General features: G+C 55.7%; 16 protein-coding genes, 2 tRNA genes and 2 rRNA genes. 14 read left to right on the forward strand and 6 right to left on the reverse strand.

Going from position 1 to position 17,145, the window contains the following annotated elements; all coding sequences use genetic code 11:
• Positions 1–52: 52 nt before the first annotated feature.
• The 7 genes from QA648_RS17745 (at position 53) to QA648_RS17775 (ending at position 6,676) form a co-directional block, all read left to right on the forward strand.
• Positions 53–2,946: ribosomal RNA gene (locus tag QA648_RS17745) — 23S ribosomal RNA — on the forward strand.
• A 118-nt stretch (positions 2,947–3,064) separates the two neighbouring features.
• Positions 3,065–3,179 (forward strand): 5S ribosomal RNA (rrf, locus tag QA648_RS17750).
• A gap of 290 nt (positions 3,180–3,469) precedes the next feature.
• Positions 3,470–3,546, forward strand: a tRNA-Met gene (locus QA648_RS17755).
• A gap of 166 nt (positions 3,547–3,712) precedes the next feature.
• Positions 3,713–4,972, forward strand: a complete 1,260-nt coding sequence (locus tag QA648_RS17760; protein ID WP_283048386.1) for a site-specific integrase — start codon at positions 3,713–3,715, stop codon at positions 4,970–4,972.
• 216 nt (positions 4,973–5,188) lie between these two features.
• Positions 5,189–5,437, forward strand: coding sequence for a CopG family ribbon-helix-helix protein (locus QA648_RS17765; RefSeq protein WP_283048388.1), 249 nt, complete (start codon positions 5,189–5,191; stop codon positions 5,435–5,437).
• Positions 5,434–5,724 carry a type II toxin-antitoxin system RelE/ParE family toxin gene (locus QA648_RS17770; protein ID WP_283048390.1) on the forward strand — a complete coding sequence of 97 codons (291 nt, stop codon included), beginning with the start codon at positions 5,434–5,436 and terminating at the stop codon, positions 5,722–5,724. The genes QA648_RS17765 and QA648_RS17770 overlap by 4 nt, the downstream gene beginning before the upstream one ends.
• 7 nt (positions 5,725–5,731) lie before the next feature.
• Entirely contained in the window at positions 5,732–6,676 is a 945-nt protein-coding gene (locus tag QA648_RS17775; protein WP_283048392.1) for an aminoglycoside phosphotransferase family protein, read from the forward strand.
• Positions 6,677–6,835: 159 nt separating this feature from the next.
• On the opposite strand, the gene QA648_RS17780 is transcribed toward QA648_RS17775, so the two are convergent.
• Entirely contained in the window at positions 6,836–7,801 is a 966-nt protein-coding gene (locus QA648_RS17780) for a hypothetical protein (protein WP_283048394.1), read from the reverse strand.
• Positions 7,802–8,117: 316 nt separating this feature from the next.
• Between QA648_RS17780 and QA648_RS17785 the strand changes: the two genes are divergently transcribed.
• The 6 genes from QA648_RS17785 (at position 8,118) to QA648_RS17810 (ending at position 11,330) form a co-directional block, all read left to right on the forward strand.
• A tRNA-Met gene (locus QA648_RS17785) sits at positions 8,118–8,194 on the forward strand.
• Between the two features lie 321 nt (positions 8,195–8,515).
• The gene (locus tag QA648_RS17790) at positions 8,516–8,713 is read left to right on the forward strand and encodes a hypothetical protein (RefSeq protein ID WP_283048395.1); all 198 of its coding nucleotides are present in this window, start codon (positions 8,516–8,518) and stop codon (positions 8,711–8,713) included.
• Positions 8,713–9,357, forward strand: coding sequence for a DNA methyltransferase (locus tag QA648_RS17795; protein WP_283048397.1), 645 nt, complete (start codon positions 8,713–8,715; stop codon positions 9,355–9,357). Before QA648_RS17790 ends, QA648_RS17795 begins: the two co-directional genes overlap by 1 nt.
• A 75-nt stretch (positions 9,358–9,432) precedes the next feature.
• On the forward strand, positions 9,433–9,684 hold the full coding sequence (locus tag QA648_RS17800; protein WP_283048399.1) for a transcriptional regulator: 252 nt from the start codon (positions 9,433–9,435) through the stop codon (positions 9,682–9,684).
• Between the two features lie 2 nt (positions 9,685–9,686).
• A complete protein-coding gene (locus tag QA648_RS17805; RefSeq protein WP_283051402.1) occupies positions 9,687–10,049 on the forward strand; it encodes a type II toxin-antitoxin system RelE/ParE family toxin in 363 nt (120 codons plus the stop codon).
• 33 nt (positions 10,050–10,082) lie between these two features.
• The gene (locus tag QA648_RS17810) at positions 10,083–11,330 is read left to right on the forward strand and encodes a YiiX/YebB-like N1pC/P60 family cysteine hydrolase (RefSeq protein WP_283048401.1); all 1,248 of its coding nucleotides are present in this window, start codon (positions 10,083–10,085) and stop codon (positions 11,328–11,330) included.
• Between the two features lie 83 nt (positions 11,331–11,413).
• On the opposite strand, the gene QA648_RS17815 is transcribed toward QA648_RS17810, so the two are convergent.
• From QA648_RS17815 to QA648_RS17835, 5 genes are all read right to left on the reverse strand, one after another.
• Positions 11,414–11,731, reverse strand: a complete 318-nt coding sequence (locus QA648_RS17815; RefSeq protein ID WP_283048402.1) for a hypothetical protein — start codon at positions 11,729–11,731, stop codon at positions 11,414–11,416.
• A gap of 221 nt (positions 11,732–11,952) precedes the next feature.
• Positions 11,953–13,257, reverse strand: a complete 1,305-nt coding sequence (gene mobQ, locus QA648_RS17820; RefSeq protein ID WP_283048404.1) for a MobQ family relaxase — start codon at positions 13,255–13,257, stop codon at positions 11,953–11,955.
• Positions 13,215–14,732 (reverse strand): type IV secretory system conjugative DNA transfer family protein, encoded by a 1,518-nt coding sequence (locus QA648_RS17825; RefSeq protein WP_283048406.1) that lies wholly within the window; start codon positions 14,730–14,732, stop codon positions 13,215–13,217. The genes mobQ and QA648_RS17825 overlap by 43 nt, the downstream gene beginning before the upstream one ends.
• Before the next feature lie 480 nt (positions 14,733–15,212).
• On the reverse strand, positions 15,213–15,593 hold the full coding sequence (locus QA648_RS17830; RefSeq protein WP_283048407.1) for a hypothetical protein: 381 nt from the start codon (positions 15,591–15,593) through the stop codon (positions 15,213–15,215).
• A gap of 57 nt (positions 15,594–15,650) precedes the next feature.
• Entirely contained in the window at positions 15,651–15,965 is a 315-nt protein-coding gene (locus QA648_RS17835; protein WP_283048409.1) for a hypothetical protein, read from the reverse strand.
• A 332-nt stretch (positions 15,966–16,297) separates the two neighbouring features.
• Between QA648_RS17835 and QA648_RS17840 the strand changes: the two genes are divergently transcribed.
• A complete protein-coding gene (locus QA648_RS17840) occupies positions 16,298–17,107 on the forward strand; it encodes a hypothetical protein (RefSeq protein ID WP_283048411.1) in 810 nt (269 codons plus the stop codon).
• Positions 17,108–17,145: the final 38 nt, after the last annotated feature.

Consider the following 17,145-nt stretch of genomic DNA (forward strand, 5'->3'; position numbering starts at 1 on the left):
GGAGGATAGGAATTCCAAATCCAAGCAAATGATGAGCATTGGCAATGAGAACGATCAAGTGTCGTAAGGGCATTTAGTGGATGCCTAGGCATGCACAGGCGATGAAGGACGTGATACGCTGCGAAAAGCCGTGGGGAGCTGCGAATAAGCTTTGATCCATGGATCTCCGAATGGGGCAACCCACCTTAAATGCTTAGAAAATCAAGCGCGCCGCGAGGCGCGAGGCAATAGCCAATGGGCAATGGGCAGTAGTGGATTGAAAGAGAAACTATTGCCTACTGCCTAAGACCTATTGCCTGGAAGCGCGTCGAAGACGCGCTTGGTTTCTAAGCATTGTTATGAGGTATCTTCACCTGAATAAAATAGGGTGTAAGAAGCGAACGCAGGGAACTGAAACATCTAAGTACCTGCAGGAAAGGACATCAACCGAGACTCCGCAAGTAGTGGCGAGCGAACGCGGACCAGGCCAGTGGCAATGAGTGTTAAAGTGGAAGAACCTGGAAAGGTTTGCCGTAGAGGGTGACAGCCCCGTACGCGTAGATACATTCATTGTCCTAGAGTAGGGCGGGACACGAGAAATCCTGTCTGAACATGGGGAGACCACTCTCCAAGCCTAAGTACTCGTGCATGACCGATAGCGAACCAGTACCGTGAGGGAAAGGTGAAAAGCACCCCGACAAGGGGAGTGAAATAGAACCTGAAACTGGATGCCTACAAACAGTCGGAGCCCGCAAGGGTGACGGCGTACCTTTTGTATAATGGGTCAACGACTTAGTGTAACAAGCAAGCTTAAGCCGGTAGGTGTAGGCGAAGCGAAAGCGAGTCTGAATAGGGCGATATAGTTTGTTGCATTAGACCCGAAACCGAGTGATCTAGCCATGAGCAGGTTGAAGGTTGGGTAACACCAACTGGAGGACCGAACCCGCATCTGTTGCAATAGATTGGGATGACTTGTGGCTAGGGGTGAAAGGCCAATCAAACTCGGAAATAGCTGGTTCTCCGCGAAATCTATTTAGGTAGAGCGTCGAGCGAATACTCCCGGGGGTAGAGCACTGGATGGGCTATGGGGACTCACCGTCTTACTGATCCTAACCAAACTCCGAATACCGGGAAGTACTACTCGGCAGACACACGGCGGGTGCTAACGTCCGTCGTGAAAAGGGCAACAACCCTAACCTCCAGCTAAGGTCCCCAAGTCATGGCTAAGTGGGAAAGGATGTGAGGATCCCAAAACAACCAGGATGTTGGCTTAGAAGCAGCCATCATTTAAAGAAAGCGTAACAGCTCACTGGTCTAGTCAAGGGTCTTTGCGCCGAAAATGTAACGGGGCTAAAGCCATGCACCGAAGCTGAGGATTCCTCTTTGAGGAGTGGTAGCGGAGCGTTCCGTAAGCCTGTGAAGGGACAGCCGTGAGGCATCCTGGAGGTATCGGAAGTGCGAATGTTGACATGAGTAACGATAAAGAGGGTGAGAGACCCTCTCGCCGAAAGACCAAGGGTTCCTGCTTAAAGTTAATCTGAGCAGGGTTAGCCGGCCCCTAAGACGAGGCGGACACGCGTAGTCGATGGGAACCACGTTAATATTCGTGGGCCTGGTGGTAGTGACGGATTGCTTAACTTGTAAGGTCTTATTGGATTGATCTTGCAGGGACGCGGTTCCAGGAAATAGCTCCACCGTATAGACCGTACCCGAAACCGACACAGGTGGTCAGGTAGAGTATACCAAGGCGCTTGAGAGAACTATGTTGAAGGAACTCGGCAAATTGCACGCGTAACTTCGGAAGAAGCGTGACCCTTATGTGCGCAAGCATGTGAGGGTGGCACAGACCAGGGGGTAGCGACTGTTTACCAAAAACACAGGGCTCTGCGAAGTCGCAAGACGACGTATAGGGTCTGACGCCTGCCCGGTGCTGGAAGGTTAAGAGGAGGGGTGCAAGCTCTGAATCGAAGCCCCAGTAAACGGCGGCCGTAACTATAACGGTCCTAAGGTAGCGAAATTCCTTGTCGGGTAAGTTCCGACCTGCACGAATGGCGTAACGACTTCCCCGCTGTCTCCAACATAGACTCAGTGAAATTGAATTCCCCGTGAAGATGCGGGGTTCCTGCGGTCAGACGGAAAGACCCCGTGCACCTTTACTATAGCTTTACACTGGCATTCGTGTCGGCATGTGTAGGATAGGTGGTAGGCTTTGAAGCAGGGACGCCAGTTCTTGTGGAGCCATCCTTGAAATACCACCCTTATCGTCATGGATGTCTAACCGCGGTCCGTCATCCGGATCCGGGACAGTGTATGGTGGGTAGTTTGACTGGGGCGGTCGCCTCCGAAAGAGTAACGGAGGCGCGCGATGGTGGGCTCAGACCGGTCGGAAATCGGTCGTCGAGTGCAATGGCATAAGCCCGCCTGACTGCGAGACTGACAAGTCGAGCAGAGACGAAAGTCGGTCATAGTGATCCGGTGGTCCCGCGTGGAAGGGCCATCGCTCAACGGATAAAAGGTACGCCGGGGATAACAGGCTGATGACCCCCAAGAGTCCATATCGACGGGGTTGTTTGGCACCTCGATGTCGGCTCATCGCATCCTGGGGCTGGAGCAGGTCCCAAGGGTTTGGCTGTTCGCCAATTAAAGCGGTACGTGAGCTGGGTTCAGAACGTCGTGAGACAGTTCGGTCCCTATCTGCCGTGGGTGTAGGAATATTGACAGGATCTGTCCCTAGTACGAGAGGACCGGGATGGACATATCTCTGGTGGACCTGTTGTCCTGCCAAGGGCATAGCAGGGTAGCTATATATGGAAGGGATAACCGCTGAAGGCATCTAAGCGGGAAACCCACCTGAAAACGAGTGTTCCCTATCAGAGCCGTGGTAGACGACCACGTTGATAGGCCGGGTGTGGAAGTGCGGCAACGCATGAAGCTTACCGGTACTAATAGCTCGATTGGCTTGATCGTTCCCATTGCTTGTGTTCATCACACGATGCATCTGACGTGTTCAAAAAAAGACAAGAGACATGAAGGCTATTGCCTCCATCCTCTCTTCACCAGCTTCTCAAACGTTGCGCTTCGCTGACCTGGTGGTTATGGCGGGGTGGCTGCACCCGTTCCCTTTCCGAACACGGCCGTGAAACGCCCCTGCGCCCATGGTACTTCGTCTCAAGACGCGGGAGAGTAGGTCGCTGCCAGGTCTGCAAAACGCAACGCCGAGCAAACCCATCAGGGTTTGTCCGATGATTTAAATCTTCTCGACACAAAAACGGCTAAGCCGTGTTACAATAGGCCGCTCAAAAGCGGCCTTTGTCGCTTCTAAAGGCATACAGTTATACGCCCGGCTCCGAAATAAGGTGCCACGGGAACACGGGACAAATCCTTCGGATTTGCCCGGATCACGCAAGCCGCAACCCGGCTTGCTCAAGCTCCGACGAACCCCAACGGTTCGCTCAGGGCGGACAAACCGCAACGCGGTTTACGCTGGTAACGCGGGGTGGAGCAGCCCGGTAGCTCGTCAGGCTCATAACCTGAAGGCCGCAGGTTCAAATCCTGCCCCCGCAACCAAAAATTTACAAGACTATCAAGACTTTATCGGCCTCCCAAGTGGAGGCCGAAGTCGTTTTTACCCCTAGCACAAACCTAGCACAAAACCCGGCGCCGATTTGACCGCTCCTTGAGGTCGTGATTCCCTGTCCCCATATCGAAAACAGAAAATGAACAGGGGGCCGGTATGGCGAGCCATGAAATCCTCGGAGGAAAGGTCAATGTCTATCGGCGCGGGGGGCTGATGTGGCATTGCTCGGCGACTGTAAAAGGTCGCCAGTTCCGTACCAGCACCAAGGAAACCGGGCTTGAACAGGCCAAGGCGTTTGCCGAAGACTGGTATCTTGGCTTGCGGGGCAAAGCTGCGGCGGGGATTTTGAAGACCGAAACCACCCTTGCGGAAGCCGCCAAGAAGTTCGAGGAAGAGTATTCCGTCATCACGGAAGGCGAGCGCAGCCCGAAGTGGGTGGAGGGCCACAGCATCCGCTTGCGCCTCCACCTGATACCGTTCTTTGGCAAGATGGGGCTTTCCACAATCAATGCCGGGACGGTTCAGGATTACCGCGTTCACCGCATTAATACGTCCACCACGGGTAAGCCCCCGGCACGCAGCACGTTGCATGACGAGGTGGGAACCTTGCGGCAGGTCTTGAAAACCGCCATTCGCCACAAGTGGCTCAACCATCTTCCCGACCTGTCGCCGCCCTACAAGACGCAAGGGAAAATCATGCACCGGCCATGGTTCAGCCCTGCCGAATACAAGCAGCTTTATGAGGCTACGCGCCAAAACGCCAAGGAGCCGAAGAACCCGCACTTCCGCTGGGAAGCCGAGCAGTTGCATGACTTCATCTTGTTCATGGGCAACACCGGCTTGCGACCCGACGAAGCCAAGCAGCTTCAGCATCGTGACGTGACCATTATTGAGGACGCGGACAGTCGCGAGCGCATCCTTGAAATTGAGGTGCGCGGCAAGCGCGGGATCGGCTGGTGCAAATCCATGCCGGGTGCGGTGAAGCCCTACGAGCGCTTGCGTGACCGGTTGAAGCCGGTTCGCGGGAAGGAGAAAGAAGGGAGCGAGATCGTCGTCAAGGCTCCGCAACCCACCGATCTTCTGTTCCCCGGCAATTATCTCAAGATGTTCAACAATCTTCTTGAAGCGCAGAACCTCAAGCTGGATCGGGACGGCAAGCCGCGAACGGCCTACAGCCTACGTCATACCTATATCTGCCTTCGGCTTATGGAAGGGGCAGATGTTTACGCCATTGCCAAAAATTGCCGCACGAGCGTCGAAATGATTGAAAAGTTTTACGCAGCGCACATCAAGACGACGTTGGATGCTTCCATTATCAACGCACGCAAGCCCAAGCGGGTGAACCGTGCGCGGAAGGCGAATAGGGCGGCGGCACCGCCGCCCTACCGCGAACGCCGAGGCTCCACAGCCCGGTAAGAGACACCCGAAGGGGTGTCCCACGAACCGCTTGCCGGTTCGTAGCGCCCGCTTGGCGGGGCGCTCATGGAAGGTTTAGCCTTCCCAAATCCGGCCACGCCCTCCCGGTGTGGCCGGGATCTATTCACCCAACGAAAGTCCTCTTTCATGAGCAAAACCTTGACGAACCAGCTTGGTTCACCAATAATCATAATGAACCAAGGAAAGTTAGGTGCCATGACTGCTGCATTTACCGTGCGGGTTTCCGATGAAACCGCGGACAAGCTTAATCAGATCGCGGAAAAGCTGGATCGCTCTCGCGCGTATATGGCTGCTGAAGCCATCGAGGCGTTCGTGGAGAAGCAGGAGTGGCAGCTTGCCGAGATCGAAGCCGGGTTGGCTGAAGCCAACCGGGGCGAATTCGCCAGTGACGATGACGTGGCGAAGGTCGTCGGGAAATACGTCAAGTCCGCCCGTCAATCATGAGTTGGAAACGTATTCGCTGGACGCTGAGGGCGTTGCGGCGGCTTGATGAGATTGGTGACTACATTCAGAAGGACAATCCGGATGCTGCAGCGCGGGTCATCGCGCGCATCGTGTCGGTTGTTGACATGCTGGTGGATTTTCCGACAACGGGGCGTGTCGGTCGTATCAAGGGCACGCGGGAAGTGGTGCTGACGGATATTCCCTATATCATTCCCTACCGGGTTGGGCAGGACATCGAGATTCTGACCGTCATGCACGCGCACCAGCGGTGGCCTCTGGAGCTGTAGTCTCGCCATGGATTCCGTGATCAATTGGGCGAAAGACTGGCTGACGGCTCACAGTTATCATGTGCTCGGCGGGCCGGAACTCATACGAGCCGTTCCATGGTCGAAGATCTATCGTTTCGTCACCGATCGGGGAAACGTCTATCTGAAATGGAGCGCACCCGCCTATGCGCGCGAGGCGGTGTTGATGGCTCGTCTGGCCGAACGCTTTCCAGCCGACATTCTCCCCGTCCTTGCCGCTAATCAGGCTATTGGCGCATTCCTTATGCCTGACGGTGGTGAGCCTCTGCGCGGCAAGCTGAAGGAATCCTATGATCTGCAAATCGTTGGAACGCTTCTTGGCCAATATGCCCGTATTCAGCGCGCGCTATCTCCTGATTTAGACTCGCTTCTCGCATTGGGAGTTGACGACTGGCGGATGTCCATCTTTCCCGATCTCTATGATGATCTGGTTCATGACAGCGGTCTGTTGGCGCGCGAAGGTCTGAAAACAGCCGAAATTGACAAGTTGCAACGGAGTGGAAACGAGGTTCGCCGCTTATGTCGTGCGTTGGCCGACTTTAAAATACCGGAAACGCTTGAGCATTGCGATTTTCACGACAACAACGTCCTCTTGGATGCAAAGCGTTTCCTCATCAACGATTGGGGTGATGCGGTCATCTCCCATCCGTTCTTTTCCTTGGCGGGCTTTCTGGATAGTGCCGTTCGAAACCACGGAATGGATGTTGGTTCGTCGGTCTATCAGGGTATTAAGGATGCCTATTTCGCCATCTGGCTTGACCTCGAAACTCCGGCACAGCTAGAGCGCATTTTTGAGATAGCTCAAGTTCTCCGTCCTATCGAGTTTGCCTTCAACTTCCGTCGCGTCGCTAAAATGACGACCACCGAGGAGTTCGAGCCTTACACTGGCTATATTGGCGAAGCTCTGCGCCGATTCCTCTCCAGTACCCGGTAGAGCGTGGGATATCGTAGGCAAGCCTATTAGCCCCACTTGTGAGTGGGCTTGGATGATTCAGATAGCGTTACCCTTCTTTGCATATATCCTTCCATATTCTCTCTATCTGTAGTAGTGTTGTTATATGAATTTAGTATATTTCGGTGGCGGAGTGCGCTGTTAAGGTATTTCGAGCGATAGGTTTACCTGCTTATTGCCGAAATTAGTTGACGCTTTGTACGTCCATGTTCTTGTTCTGCCATTGTACGCTAGAGTTTCTCCCGGAATCTTGTTTCCATCGTTGCTGCATTTGATTTTCGGCAGGCCCCTTGGAGAGGATATTTCGATGGTGCTGTCCACCAGTTGGTGTGGGGTGGCGGTTTGAGCAGCCCAGTAAACGCGATCCTTCTTATGCAGCTTGAGGGTGTTGAAGAATCCTGGCCATGTGTAGCTAACGCCCAGTTCGATAGAGGCGCCTTTTTGCAAGGGAGGGATAAACCCAACCAAGACTCCGACTCTGTTGGCCCTGACCAATATGGGAAATGTGACGATATCGAGTGAAGTGTTGGATTCGAGAATTTCAAACTTCACGGAGATGTCGTCCATCGTCTGGACTTTGATGGCATTGTCATCTGACTCGATCCAGAAATCCCAAAACATCATTGCTTCGGTGGCTTCGATTACGAATCTGGCATCCACATGGCCGTTGTACTTGGGAAGAACGCTAAATTTGTAGTGAATGCGCTTGATAGAGTGCAGTGAGCGAACTTGTGTCGAAGCCATGTCACTTTGATGCGCAAAGCGCGCCACGTCTTCCTTCATCGAAGCAAGGACTTTTTCAGTGTGCCGTTTACTTTTGAGTGCTGTTGCCAGCTCTTTTCGAAGCGATTGGAGATTGCTTGAATTTCCGCGAATCTGGTCGATCACATTTGTTACGAGAAAGGCCATGCACAAAATGAGGGTAACTGAAGCAGTCGCAAATATATAAGGCTGGATTGTATATTGGCCCGCAGCGAGCTGAATCCCATCAGGGCTTTGAGCATAGATGAGCCTGAATACGTCTGAGGGTAGTCGGCTATAAGAAGCGAACGTCACAATAGTTCCCGTGACACCGGTAATGGCAAGCCAGATACTCAAAAACCTCATCGAAATTCCCCGAAAATTCCCACGTCAACTTAATGATACCGCTTGCCAGAATCCAGATCGGCAATGCCTTGAAATTTCGCTTCTGACGTTTCTTCGAGAGGATTTCATTCGAGTCGCTGCCTGTCGTCGTTCCCCGTCACCGGCTGAGCCACGCGAACGGAAGAGTCGGGGTATGCGTCGGCAATCGGCTGCCCGTCCCATTCGCTGCGCTCCTGTGTCGCCGTTGGCTGATACTCTCCATCTTCTGCTATATTAGGACAACCATAAATAAGTTCTTGCCAGAATGTCTTTCACGTAATACAAGCCCTGATTGTGACGCGGGATGGAGCAGCCTGGTAGCTCGCAAGGCTCATAACCTTGAGGTCGGTGGTTCGAATCCACCTCCCGCAACCAAATTTTCAACGTCATCGATGTTTCGCCACTTCTCAATCTTGCGAGGGTGGCGTTTGTTGCCTCATTCCCCACAAATCGCCAGAAATGCGGTCGTGTGATCCTTTGCGGGTTTCAACCATTCTCCGTTGCCAACTGCGCTACACGGCCGGAACGGTCGGGGTATGCGCCCGGTTTCTGCCGCCGGCAATCGGCTGCCCGCTCCATTCGCTACGCTCCCGTGTTGCCGTTGCCTGCGTGCGCCTTCGGCTCAGAAACACGGTCGCAAAAATCCCCCGACCGGCCGCGATAGGCGCAGCCGGATAACCAACGGGAGAACCGATTATGAAACCGACCCAAAAGAGCAAACCCGACTACGCCGTCTACGTCGTGGAGGGAGAAGGCGACAAAACGCACTGGCTGAAGGTGGGTGCCGGATGGACGCATAGCGACGGGGAAGGCATCAACGTTACGCTTACGGCCCTACCGCTTAACGGGCGCTTGACCATCCGCAAGCCGAAAACCGAACGGGACGACGCATAATGCGCCCGGCCTGCAACACCATCCTGTACGGCGACTGCATCTCCCTGATGCAGCGCCTGCCGGGCGGCTCGGTAGACTTCATCCTGACCGACCCGCCTTATTTCGTCCGCTACCAGGATCGTCGTGGGCGCACCGTCGCCAACGATGACAATGGTGACTGGCTTGTGCCCGCGTTCGCGGAAATGCACCGTGTTCTGAAGAACGGTGGCTTCGCCGTCAGTTTCTACGGCTGGAATAAGGTTGATCTATTTATGGATGCCTGGCGTAAAGCCGGGTTCCGGATTGTCGGTCATCTTGTCTTCCATAAAGGCTATGCCTCGTCGCAGCGCTTCCTGCGCCATACCCATGAGCAAGCTTATCTGCTGGCCAAGGGGTCGGCATCAATGCCAACCCGGCCGCTCGATGACGTGCTTTGCTGGGATAGTACCGGCAACCGTATCCATCCCACTCAGAAGCCGGTGCGCCCGCTGGAGTCTCTTGTGAGCGCGTTCAGTCGCCCGGGCGAGCTTGTGCTTGACCCGTTCTGCGGGTCGGGCAGCAGTCTTGTGGCCGCGCGGCAATGCGGGCGTGATTTCCTCGGAATGGAGCTCGATCAGCGGCATCACATGGCTGCAAGCCTGCGGGTACACAGCATGTCTTCTTAAGAGACATGCTGTGATAAATATTGACAATATGTGCTACGCTACCCACAATTAAGAAGTAACGAAAGGATAGTTCCGATGGCATCGGGTAGCATTCATGTGAAGGTCAGCGGTGCGCTGCAAGACCACATTCAGCAGCAGATTGGTGACGATGGCCTTTATGAGAACGCCAGCGAATACATTCGCGCCTTGATCCGTCGCGACCTACAAACCCGTGATGAGGCGTGGGATGCGCTCCAAAAGGAGCTTGCACCGGCTATGCGCGCGGATGATAGCGAGTTTGTCGCTGTTTCCGCTGACGATGTTATTCGCCGCAATACGCGCCGTTGATGATGGTGGCGTATCGCTTTTATCCGCGCGCTGATGCGGCGCAGGACAAGATTTGGCGGGATACCGTTGAGAAGTGGGGCGAGAAGCAGGCGGTGACTTACATCACCGGCTTGCATACGCATTTGCAGCGGTTGTGCGAGGAAAAGGCGATTTGGCGAAAATTGCCGCAGCGCCTTGCCGTTCCTGCCGATGTGAAGCGCGAGGCGTATTTCAGCCGCTACGAGCATCACTATGTCTTCTTCCGGGAACTCGATAATGGCGATCTCGGTGTGATGAGCATTTTGCATGAGCGCATGGATGTGCCGGTGCGTCTTGCCGAGGATTTGGCGGCTCTTGCCGAGAAAACGGAGCCTTTCAAGGCATAGGGTTGGCTGTTCCAAGCGAAATCGGAGAGGGCTATGAAGCGGATCAATGATGCAGTCCTCAGGCCGGGCGATATCATCCTCACAACGTCCGCCGCGAAGGTCAGCAAGGGGATTCGTTTCGCCACCGGCAGCGATATTTCGCACGCCATGGTCTGTGTTGAAGGCTACTCAGTTATCGACGCGACGGCTGAAGGCGTGCAAGCCCGGAATACACAGCGACTTTTCTACAAGGATGCCCATCCAGTGCATATTTTGCGATTGCGTGGCGGGCTCTCTAAACCGCAACTCGATGCGGTTCTCATGTTTATGCGTGGGCATGTTGGTACGCAATATTCCAAGACCGAGGCGATGAGAACGAAACTTAAAGGCACCCGCCAGCCGACCCGGAAGCAGTTCTGCTCACGCCTCGTGGCACAAGCCTTCTCTCATGCCGGGATTTCACTCGTTTCCGATGCGAACTTTTGTGCGCCCGGCGATCTCAAAAGCAGCCCTTTTTTGGTGCCCGTTGCGGACTCGACAGTTTTTGTGGCAGCGGAGGAAATGGCGGCGTGGCAGGATAGGCTTGATGCCACTCAGGTCATGAGAAATGCGATCAACGCCATTCTCAACGGGGCGCGAAAGAAGAATCCCAATATCCAGACCTTCGATGATCTCGATGGCCATCTCATCGAGCATCCCGAAGATGATGACTACATTTGCCGTTTGGTGGCCGATTCCGGCTATCTCGTGCTCTGGAAGATTGAACAAGAGAAGAATCCTTGGATTTATGACCTGGACTTGATGCGCGCTGGCCCGGCTGACCAAATCTTACCATACTGCCAAAGCGTCGTTGCGGACGAGGGAACGCCAAACCGCTACATCATAAACCGTGCGGGCTATCAGCTTTTCGCGCATCAGCATGACCATCTTTATTTCAAGCTGATGGCGAATCTTTATGATGTTCTGGCGTCTCTACACCGTCAGAGGGTTCAGGTTGCGAAGGCGTGGCTTCATGAGAATGGCTACGCTTTGCCTCCAGAGAGCCCATTGCTGACGCCTCATACACCGGAATGGTTTGCCTCCCTGGAGCAATGGAATCCGCCTCAAGCGATGATGACGCGGTACGTTGTTGAGCGGGAGGGCAGCGTAACCGTGTGTTCGGTTTGCGGGGATCAGCCTGCTGCCGATTATGCCTTGGAGGAGGATGAGCGCCCGTTAGGTGGCCCCGGCACTCTTCGGCTTTGCGATGACTGCCTCGACATCCGAAGAGATGGTGGCGAGTCCTATATTCCCCTGACGTGAATCGGATCGGGTTGGTTGGGCACGGGGGTGCAGGGGGTTTCCCCCTGCAAACCGCGCGAAGCGCGGTCGCGATCCACTTTGTCTTACAATAGACATGCCACGCCGAGGTAGCGCGGCAGCACGAGCGGCAACGCGAAGAGCAGGAAGCCGCCGATTGCGAGGCTCAGGCCGCTCTCACTCTTCCCGAACGACACCACCCACATAATGACCCCGATGCAGGTCATGAGAACCCCGATCTCGTACGCGACGATGATCACGGGGGACAGCAGTGTGCAGAAGGCATGAGACGGATAGCCGAGCCATCCGGCGGCATAGTCAATGCTCCACCCTACGAGGAGGACGAAGCCAGCGAACGCGGCGAGATTGCCGACGAGGCGAACGGCGAAGGAAGAGTGTGACATAGAGACATCCTGGCGAGGGGAAGGAGAAACACAGGGGCGGGGGAAACCACAGGGCTACGGAGGCCGGGATAGGCAGTCGGGTAAGAGCGCACTTATACATTGCTTCGCAACATAGGTGCTCCGGCAGCCACAGGCTTGTGGCAATCCGCCGGAAAGGAACGCCCTTACGGGCGTGGATTTAGGGATGGCAGGCACGCTGGCGCGCGGCCTGAATCGCTTGCTCAGGGGTGCCATCGGTCGCGCCTCCGTGAAGCCGCGCGGTCACCGTGGCGCACTCGCCGTACCCAACGCTCAACCTCTTTGGCGCGGATCAAGCCTTGCTCGTAGCGGCGGTTGACTCCCGTGGCGGCACGTTCCAGTTCCTTGAGCAATTGCGCAATCTGCTCCAATCGCTTGCGCGCGTGAGCCACCTTGCGCGTGGCTTCCTCCCGGCGCTGTTTGTCTTCCTGAGCGGCCTTCCAGCGGTTAAACCGGAACTTTGGCCCCTTGATCGCACCTTCGGTTTTGAACGTGGTGCGGCGCTGCCAGTAGTCGAGCTTGCGATTCATGCGGTCGAACCGCCGATTAATGGCGACGAGATCGCGCTTGAGTTGGGCATTGTTGCCGACAAGAATCTGTTCCAGCCAGGACAGTCGTGCGCCCCGGTCATAGACGGGATAATTGCGCTGGCGACGTTGCGCCTTCTGCGTGGCGGAGGTGCTCTGGCGATATGCGTTGACCTCGCGTATCTGGCTGACCGGATTTCGCCCGCCACGGGCAATCTGGCGTGCCTTCGGCCCAACGTGAATTTCCGGCATCCGGTTCAGCTCAAGCGCACGCGCCGTATCGCGCCGTGCCAATGCCTCTTTCCGCTGGGCCTCCAGTGTGCGGTGATCAATCCTCGCGCGTTTTCCCGCGCGTTCGAGAGCGAGGTTGCAGGCAATGGCCCATTCGCTTCTCCAGAGATTTAGCAATTCCTTGCTGTTCCAATGGCGGGTCTTGACCGGATCAAGGCCGCTCGCGGTCGCACGCCGCAGGGTCAGCAGGACATGGGCATGGAAATTTTTCTCGCTCTGTCCGTGTTCCGGCACCGGATCATGCAAGGCAAAATCCGCCACCATGCCGTGCCGGACAAAATGGGTTTCAAGGAAGGTGCGGACTAGCTCGAGGCGATCGTCCCGGCTTAGCTCATGCGGTAGTGCCATATTGAACTCGCGGGCCAATTGGGCGTCCTTGCGGACTTCCATGGCTTCCACGGTGTTCCAGAGGGTTTCGCGGTCGGTCAGCCATGGGGCGCTACCGGGAGGTATCAGGATTTCCGCGTGCGCGACCCCGCCGCGTCGGCTGTAGTCGTGCACCTCTCTGGTGTTCCGATCGGTCAGCCGCTCTCCGGCACGATAGGCCGCAGCCGCCACCGCGTTGGAACCGGGACGGTAAGAGCCATCGGGATTCCGTTTCGGCTTGCGTCCAAGTATCTGTCCGGAAAAGTGATAGATAGCCATGTTCAGCCCCGGAAGCGTGGCCGCTTGGGCGATGCTCCCCGCCATGCGTCCCACTTCCCGCGCCAACGGCACACCTTGCGGTAATCGATGCGGCGTCCGAGGATGGAATAGGGGACATTGCGGAACTTGATGACGGTGCGGGTGAGGGGGAGGCGTTGCACTTCGGCGGGATCGAGGAGCCAATATCCGCTTTCGGAGTGGCCCTTCTGGCGATTGCCGCTGTCCCACAATTCCCCGGAATGGCTGACCCCCGACGAACTGGAAAGCGTGGTCATGTTGCCGAGCATGTTGGCGACGTAGGTGGCGGTGTGATTGTCGTTGACCCCGAAGAAGACGCGCGCCGAAGCGTTTGCCAGAAACGCCTCTGCACCCCTGCCATAAACCTCATGGATTTGGGGCAGGTTCTGCCAGATCAGGACTGGCGTACAATAGGCGCGGAGCAGGCCGGACTGGCGTTCGAGCGGATCAAGGCGACCGAGAACCGCGACCTCATCGAGAAGGAGCACGACCTTCCGCCTTGGCGGGGCCGTCTTGGCGCGCGTAAGCGTTTTCAGGGCGCAGCCGACCATGACCCGCAGCCAGCGTTCGTAAACGGTCAGAACGTCCTCATCCACGCAGAGGAAGAGCGTGGAGGTTTCCGTCGTCAGTTCCGACAGGTCGAACGTGGACGACGAGGAAAGAACGCCTGCCGGGGAGCCTGCCGACCACGGCTCTGTTGCCTTCTGGAGATTGGACAGGATCGATTTGAACTCCGCTGAAAAGCCTCCACCGGGTTCGAGTGCGCTGGTCAGGAAACCGGCGGCAATCTCGCGTGCGGCAAGCGAGGGCGATTCATGCGTGATGGTTTCGAGTGTCGCCAGGAAGACTTGCGGCGTACCGACCGAGAGACGGCGCACCGCTGCCAGCGTGCGGCTTTCTTGCGGTTCCTGAAGCGTGTGCAGAATAAGTGCCTTCAGCATTGAGGCGGCTTTGTCGTCCCAATGCGCTTCGCGGGCATCCGGCTTGATCATCAAGGATGCGAGTGCGGCTGCGTCGTCTGCTTCGTTGGGTGTTCCGACGCGAATAATGTCCATCGGATTGTAGCGGTCGGAATGTTCAAGGTTGGTGGGGTTCAGCATCCGCACTTCGCCGAAGGCCGATCGGCGGCGGCGCGCGATGTCGTAGTTTTCCCCTTTCGGGTCGGTGACGACCATCGATCCGCGATAGGTCAACAGGGACGGAATGACCACGCCAAGTCCCTTGCCGGAGCCCATCGAGGCGAACACCATCACCATGCCGTCCGAAGAAAAGCGCAGGAAACGGCGGAAGGCTCCGCGTCCGAGAATGACCCCTTCGCCGGTAATGGCTCCCCGGCGCAGTTGCTCCCAGCGCGTGGCCCACCGGGAAGAGCCGTGGGAGCCGCCCTTGCGGTGGCGTTTGCGGCTCACTCGGAAGAGGAGCCTCAGCATCCACCAGCAGGCTTTCAGCATAAGCGTCAAAGTCCAGTAGGCGGATTTGAAGAGCAGCGTGACCAAATCCATGACTTTCACCTGTCATGCGGCATGCATCCGGCGCAAACCGGCGTGCCTGCCGAAGCGGCACGAACCGGAATTTCGCAATGATGTTGGCCGGGTTACGGGGAGGGGTGTTATGTCTTATGTCGGGTGGTGATGCCGGATTGGCCCGGCATCACCGGTATATGCATGGTTCGCAGAGCACCGTGCTCGCATCCGTCAAATGCGGGCATTTCTCCGCTTCGCTCCGACCCTCCGGGTGACGGATGCTGCGCGCGATGCTTTATAGGAGGCGTCGGGACGGGGAACGTCCCGGCGCCCTACGGGCGGTGTTCGACGGCCTGCGGCGCGTCGAACAGGGAACTTGATAAGGCAGCGGAGCAGGCCGAAAAGGATGTGACCTGCTATGCGGATGAGAAGCCTGATAATCACCCCGATCATCTTGAGGTAGATCAGCAGCACTCGCCCCATCAGTTGGAGGAACAAGGAGGCAATCGCTGTCATAGGTCAGGCGTCGATGGGGCCGAGGTTCTTCGGTTTGAACGTCTTCGGGCAGACCATCACCTGATATCGCACGCCGGTGTTGCGATGTTCCACAATGCCAAACGTGGTGCCGTCAGACGATTTAAGCCATCCTGCGTGTACTGGGTAAATCGACAGTCCAGGCACGTCATAGTGCTGGATGGCTTTTTCAATGATGCGCTTGACAGTTTCCGGGGAGAGCGGGGCTGCGTTGAGAGGAATTGATGGAGTGGCTTGGCGAACAGGAGGCAGAATCTCCGGTTCGTGGATGATGGTGGGGTTCGGTGTTGGTGCTTTGTTGCGGATGGTAGCGGTCACGGTAACGGTACGGGGTGCGCTTTCTGCGCCCGAGATGCGGATAGCCATGTTGAAATCTCCTGATAGGGTGAGGGGAGGCGGAGCAGTACGCTCCGCCTCGGCGGCTCAGTTGACGCGGGCGAGCGCGAAGGGTTTGCGGGATTGGCGGCCAATGACCCACAGCCAGTTCTCGCCGTTCAGGGGATTATGGTAGACGTAGCCGAGCGGCCCTTGCTTACTCCGCTCGTAGCGGATGAAAATGCCGTCCGCTTCAATGCGGCGGACACCGTTCATGAGAGTGTAGTAGCAGCGGGTGCGGCTGAAGATCTGGTGCACTTCGGCATCGGAAACCCAGACCGTCTTGGATACGGCGGTCATTGATGTCTGCGGAAGTTTCCATGGCAGCAGCGTGCGGATGCGTTGAAGATTGGTGTTGTTCATAGCTCGTTCTTTCTCTCTGTTTGAATGCTCCGTCGTGGGGGAGCAGTCCAAGCCTTCTGAAAAAACGCATTGATTTCAACGAAATAACGATCCTACTGGCGGTATGAAAGTATCCCCCACCCGGTAGGATTGCGTCCTACCGGGTGGGGGATGTATGAATGGCAGGATGTTGATCGGTCAAAGAACGTAACCCGATCAACACCGTTGCCACGAGAGGGCGAACCTCTCTACTGCGCCAGCACGACCACGCGCAGATTTGTAAAACGGGAAGCGTTAGTATCTATATAGAATAATATTCTAATAAATCAACCTAAACTAGGATAATTTTTTCTATGGTAGATGAATCCGAGAATGAGAAGACGGTAAAACGGAGCGTTTCGCTGCCGGAAAAGCTCTATGTAAAAGTGAGGGAGCTTGCCGACAGTCAGGATGGGAACGCGTCACGGGTTTTTGCCGAAGCGGTCAGAGAATTTACCACAAGAACAGCGGAAGATCGGGAAGCCGCGAGGAAGTTCATTGCGGCCGCAGACTTCCTGCACAACAATGCCGAGATTTTTGATGAGCGTCAGCGGATCATTGAAGCGCGGCTGGCCTCAGTGGAAACGAATCTTGAGTACATCGCCAAAACGCTTGAAGGCATTTTTCACATTCGGAGGGAGCCCCTTACGATTGATGTTCCCACTCAGAATGGCTTTGACGACCTTCTTTCCGAGGCGTCTGACCGATATATCCGTAATCCGAGCCTGCTTACTCCTACGCTGCCGGAGTTGACCGATTCTCAGAAGGCTGCGGAGGCGGAAGCTTATAAGAATAGACTGAGCGAAGCTGAACAGCTCCTGAAGTCAATGCCGTTCATGGAAGAAGAGCGTTTTTATATTGCGCCAACACCAGGTGGTGTAGGTCTATATGACAGGAAGTTCAAAACGAATGGAGAAGTCATAGGCCCATTGGAGGATAGTTTTATGGTTCTTTCAATAAAGAACGGTGTTTATATCTATTATCCTGAAATACCTCCTCATTTTCAGGTGGATTCAGCAGATATTCGCCCGCGCAACCATGCATATAATTTGAAAGAAGTGGCAAAAGTTATTCCTGTCATCGTTGCAGATTATCTGGCTTTTCGACGCTTGGAAAAAACGTGAAGTTAGTTTCTCGGCTTCCAGATATGGGGCTTGAAATA

Source organism: Rhizobium sp. CB3171, assembly GCF_029714265.1.
Classification (GTDB): domain Bacteria; phylum Pseudomonadota; class Alphaproteobacteria; order Rhizobiales; family Rhizobiaceae; genus Rhizobium.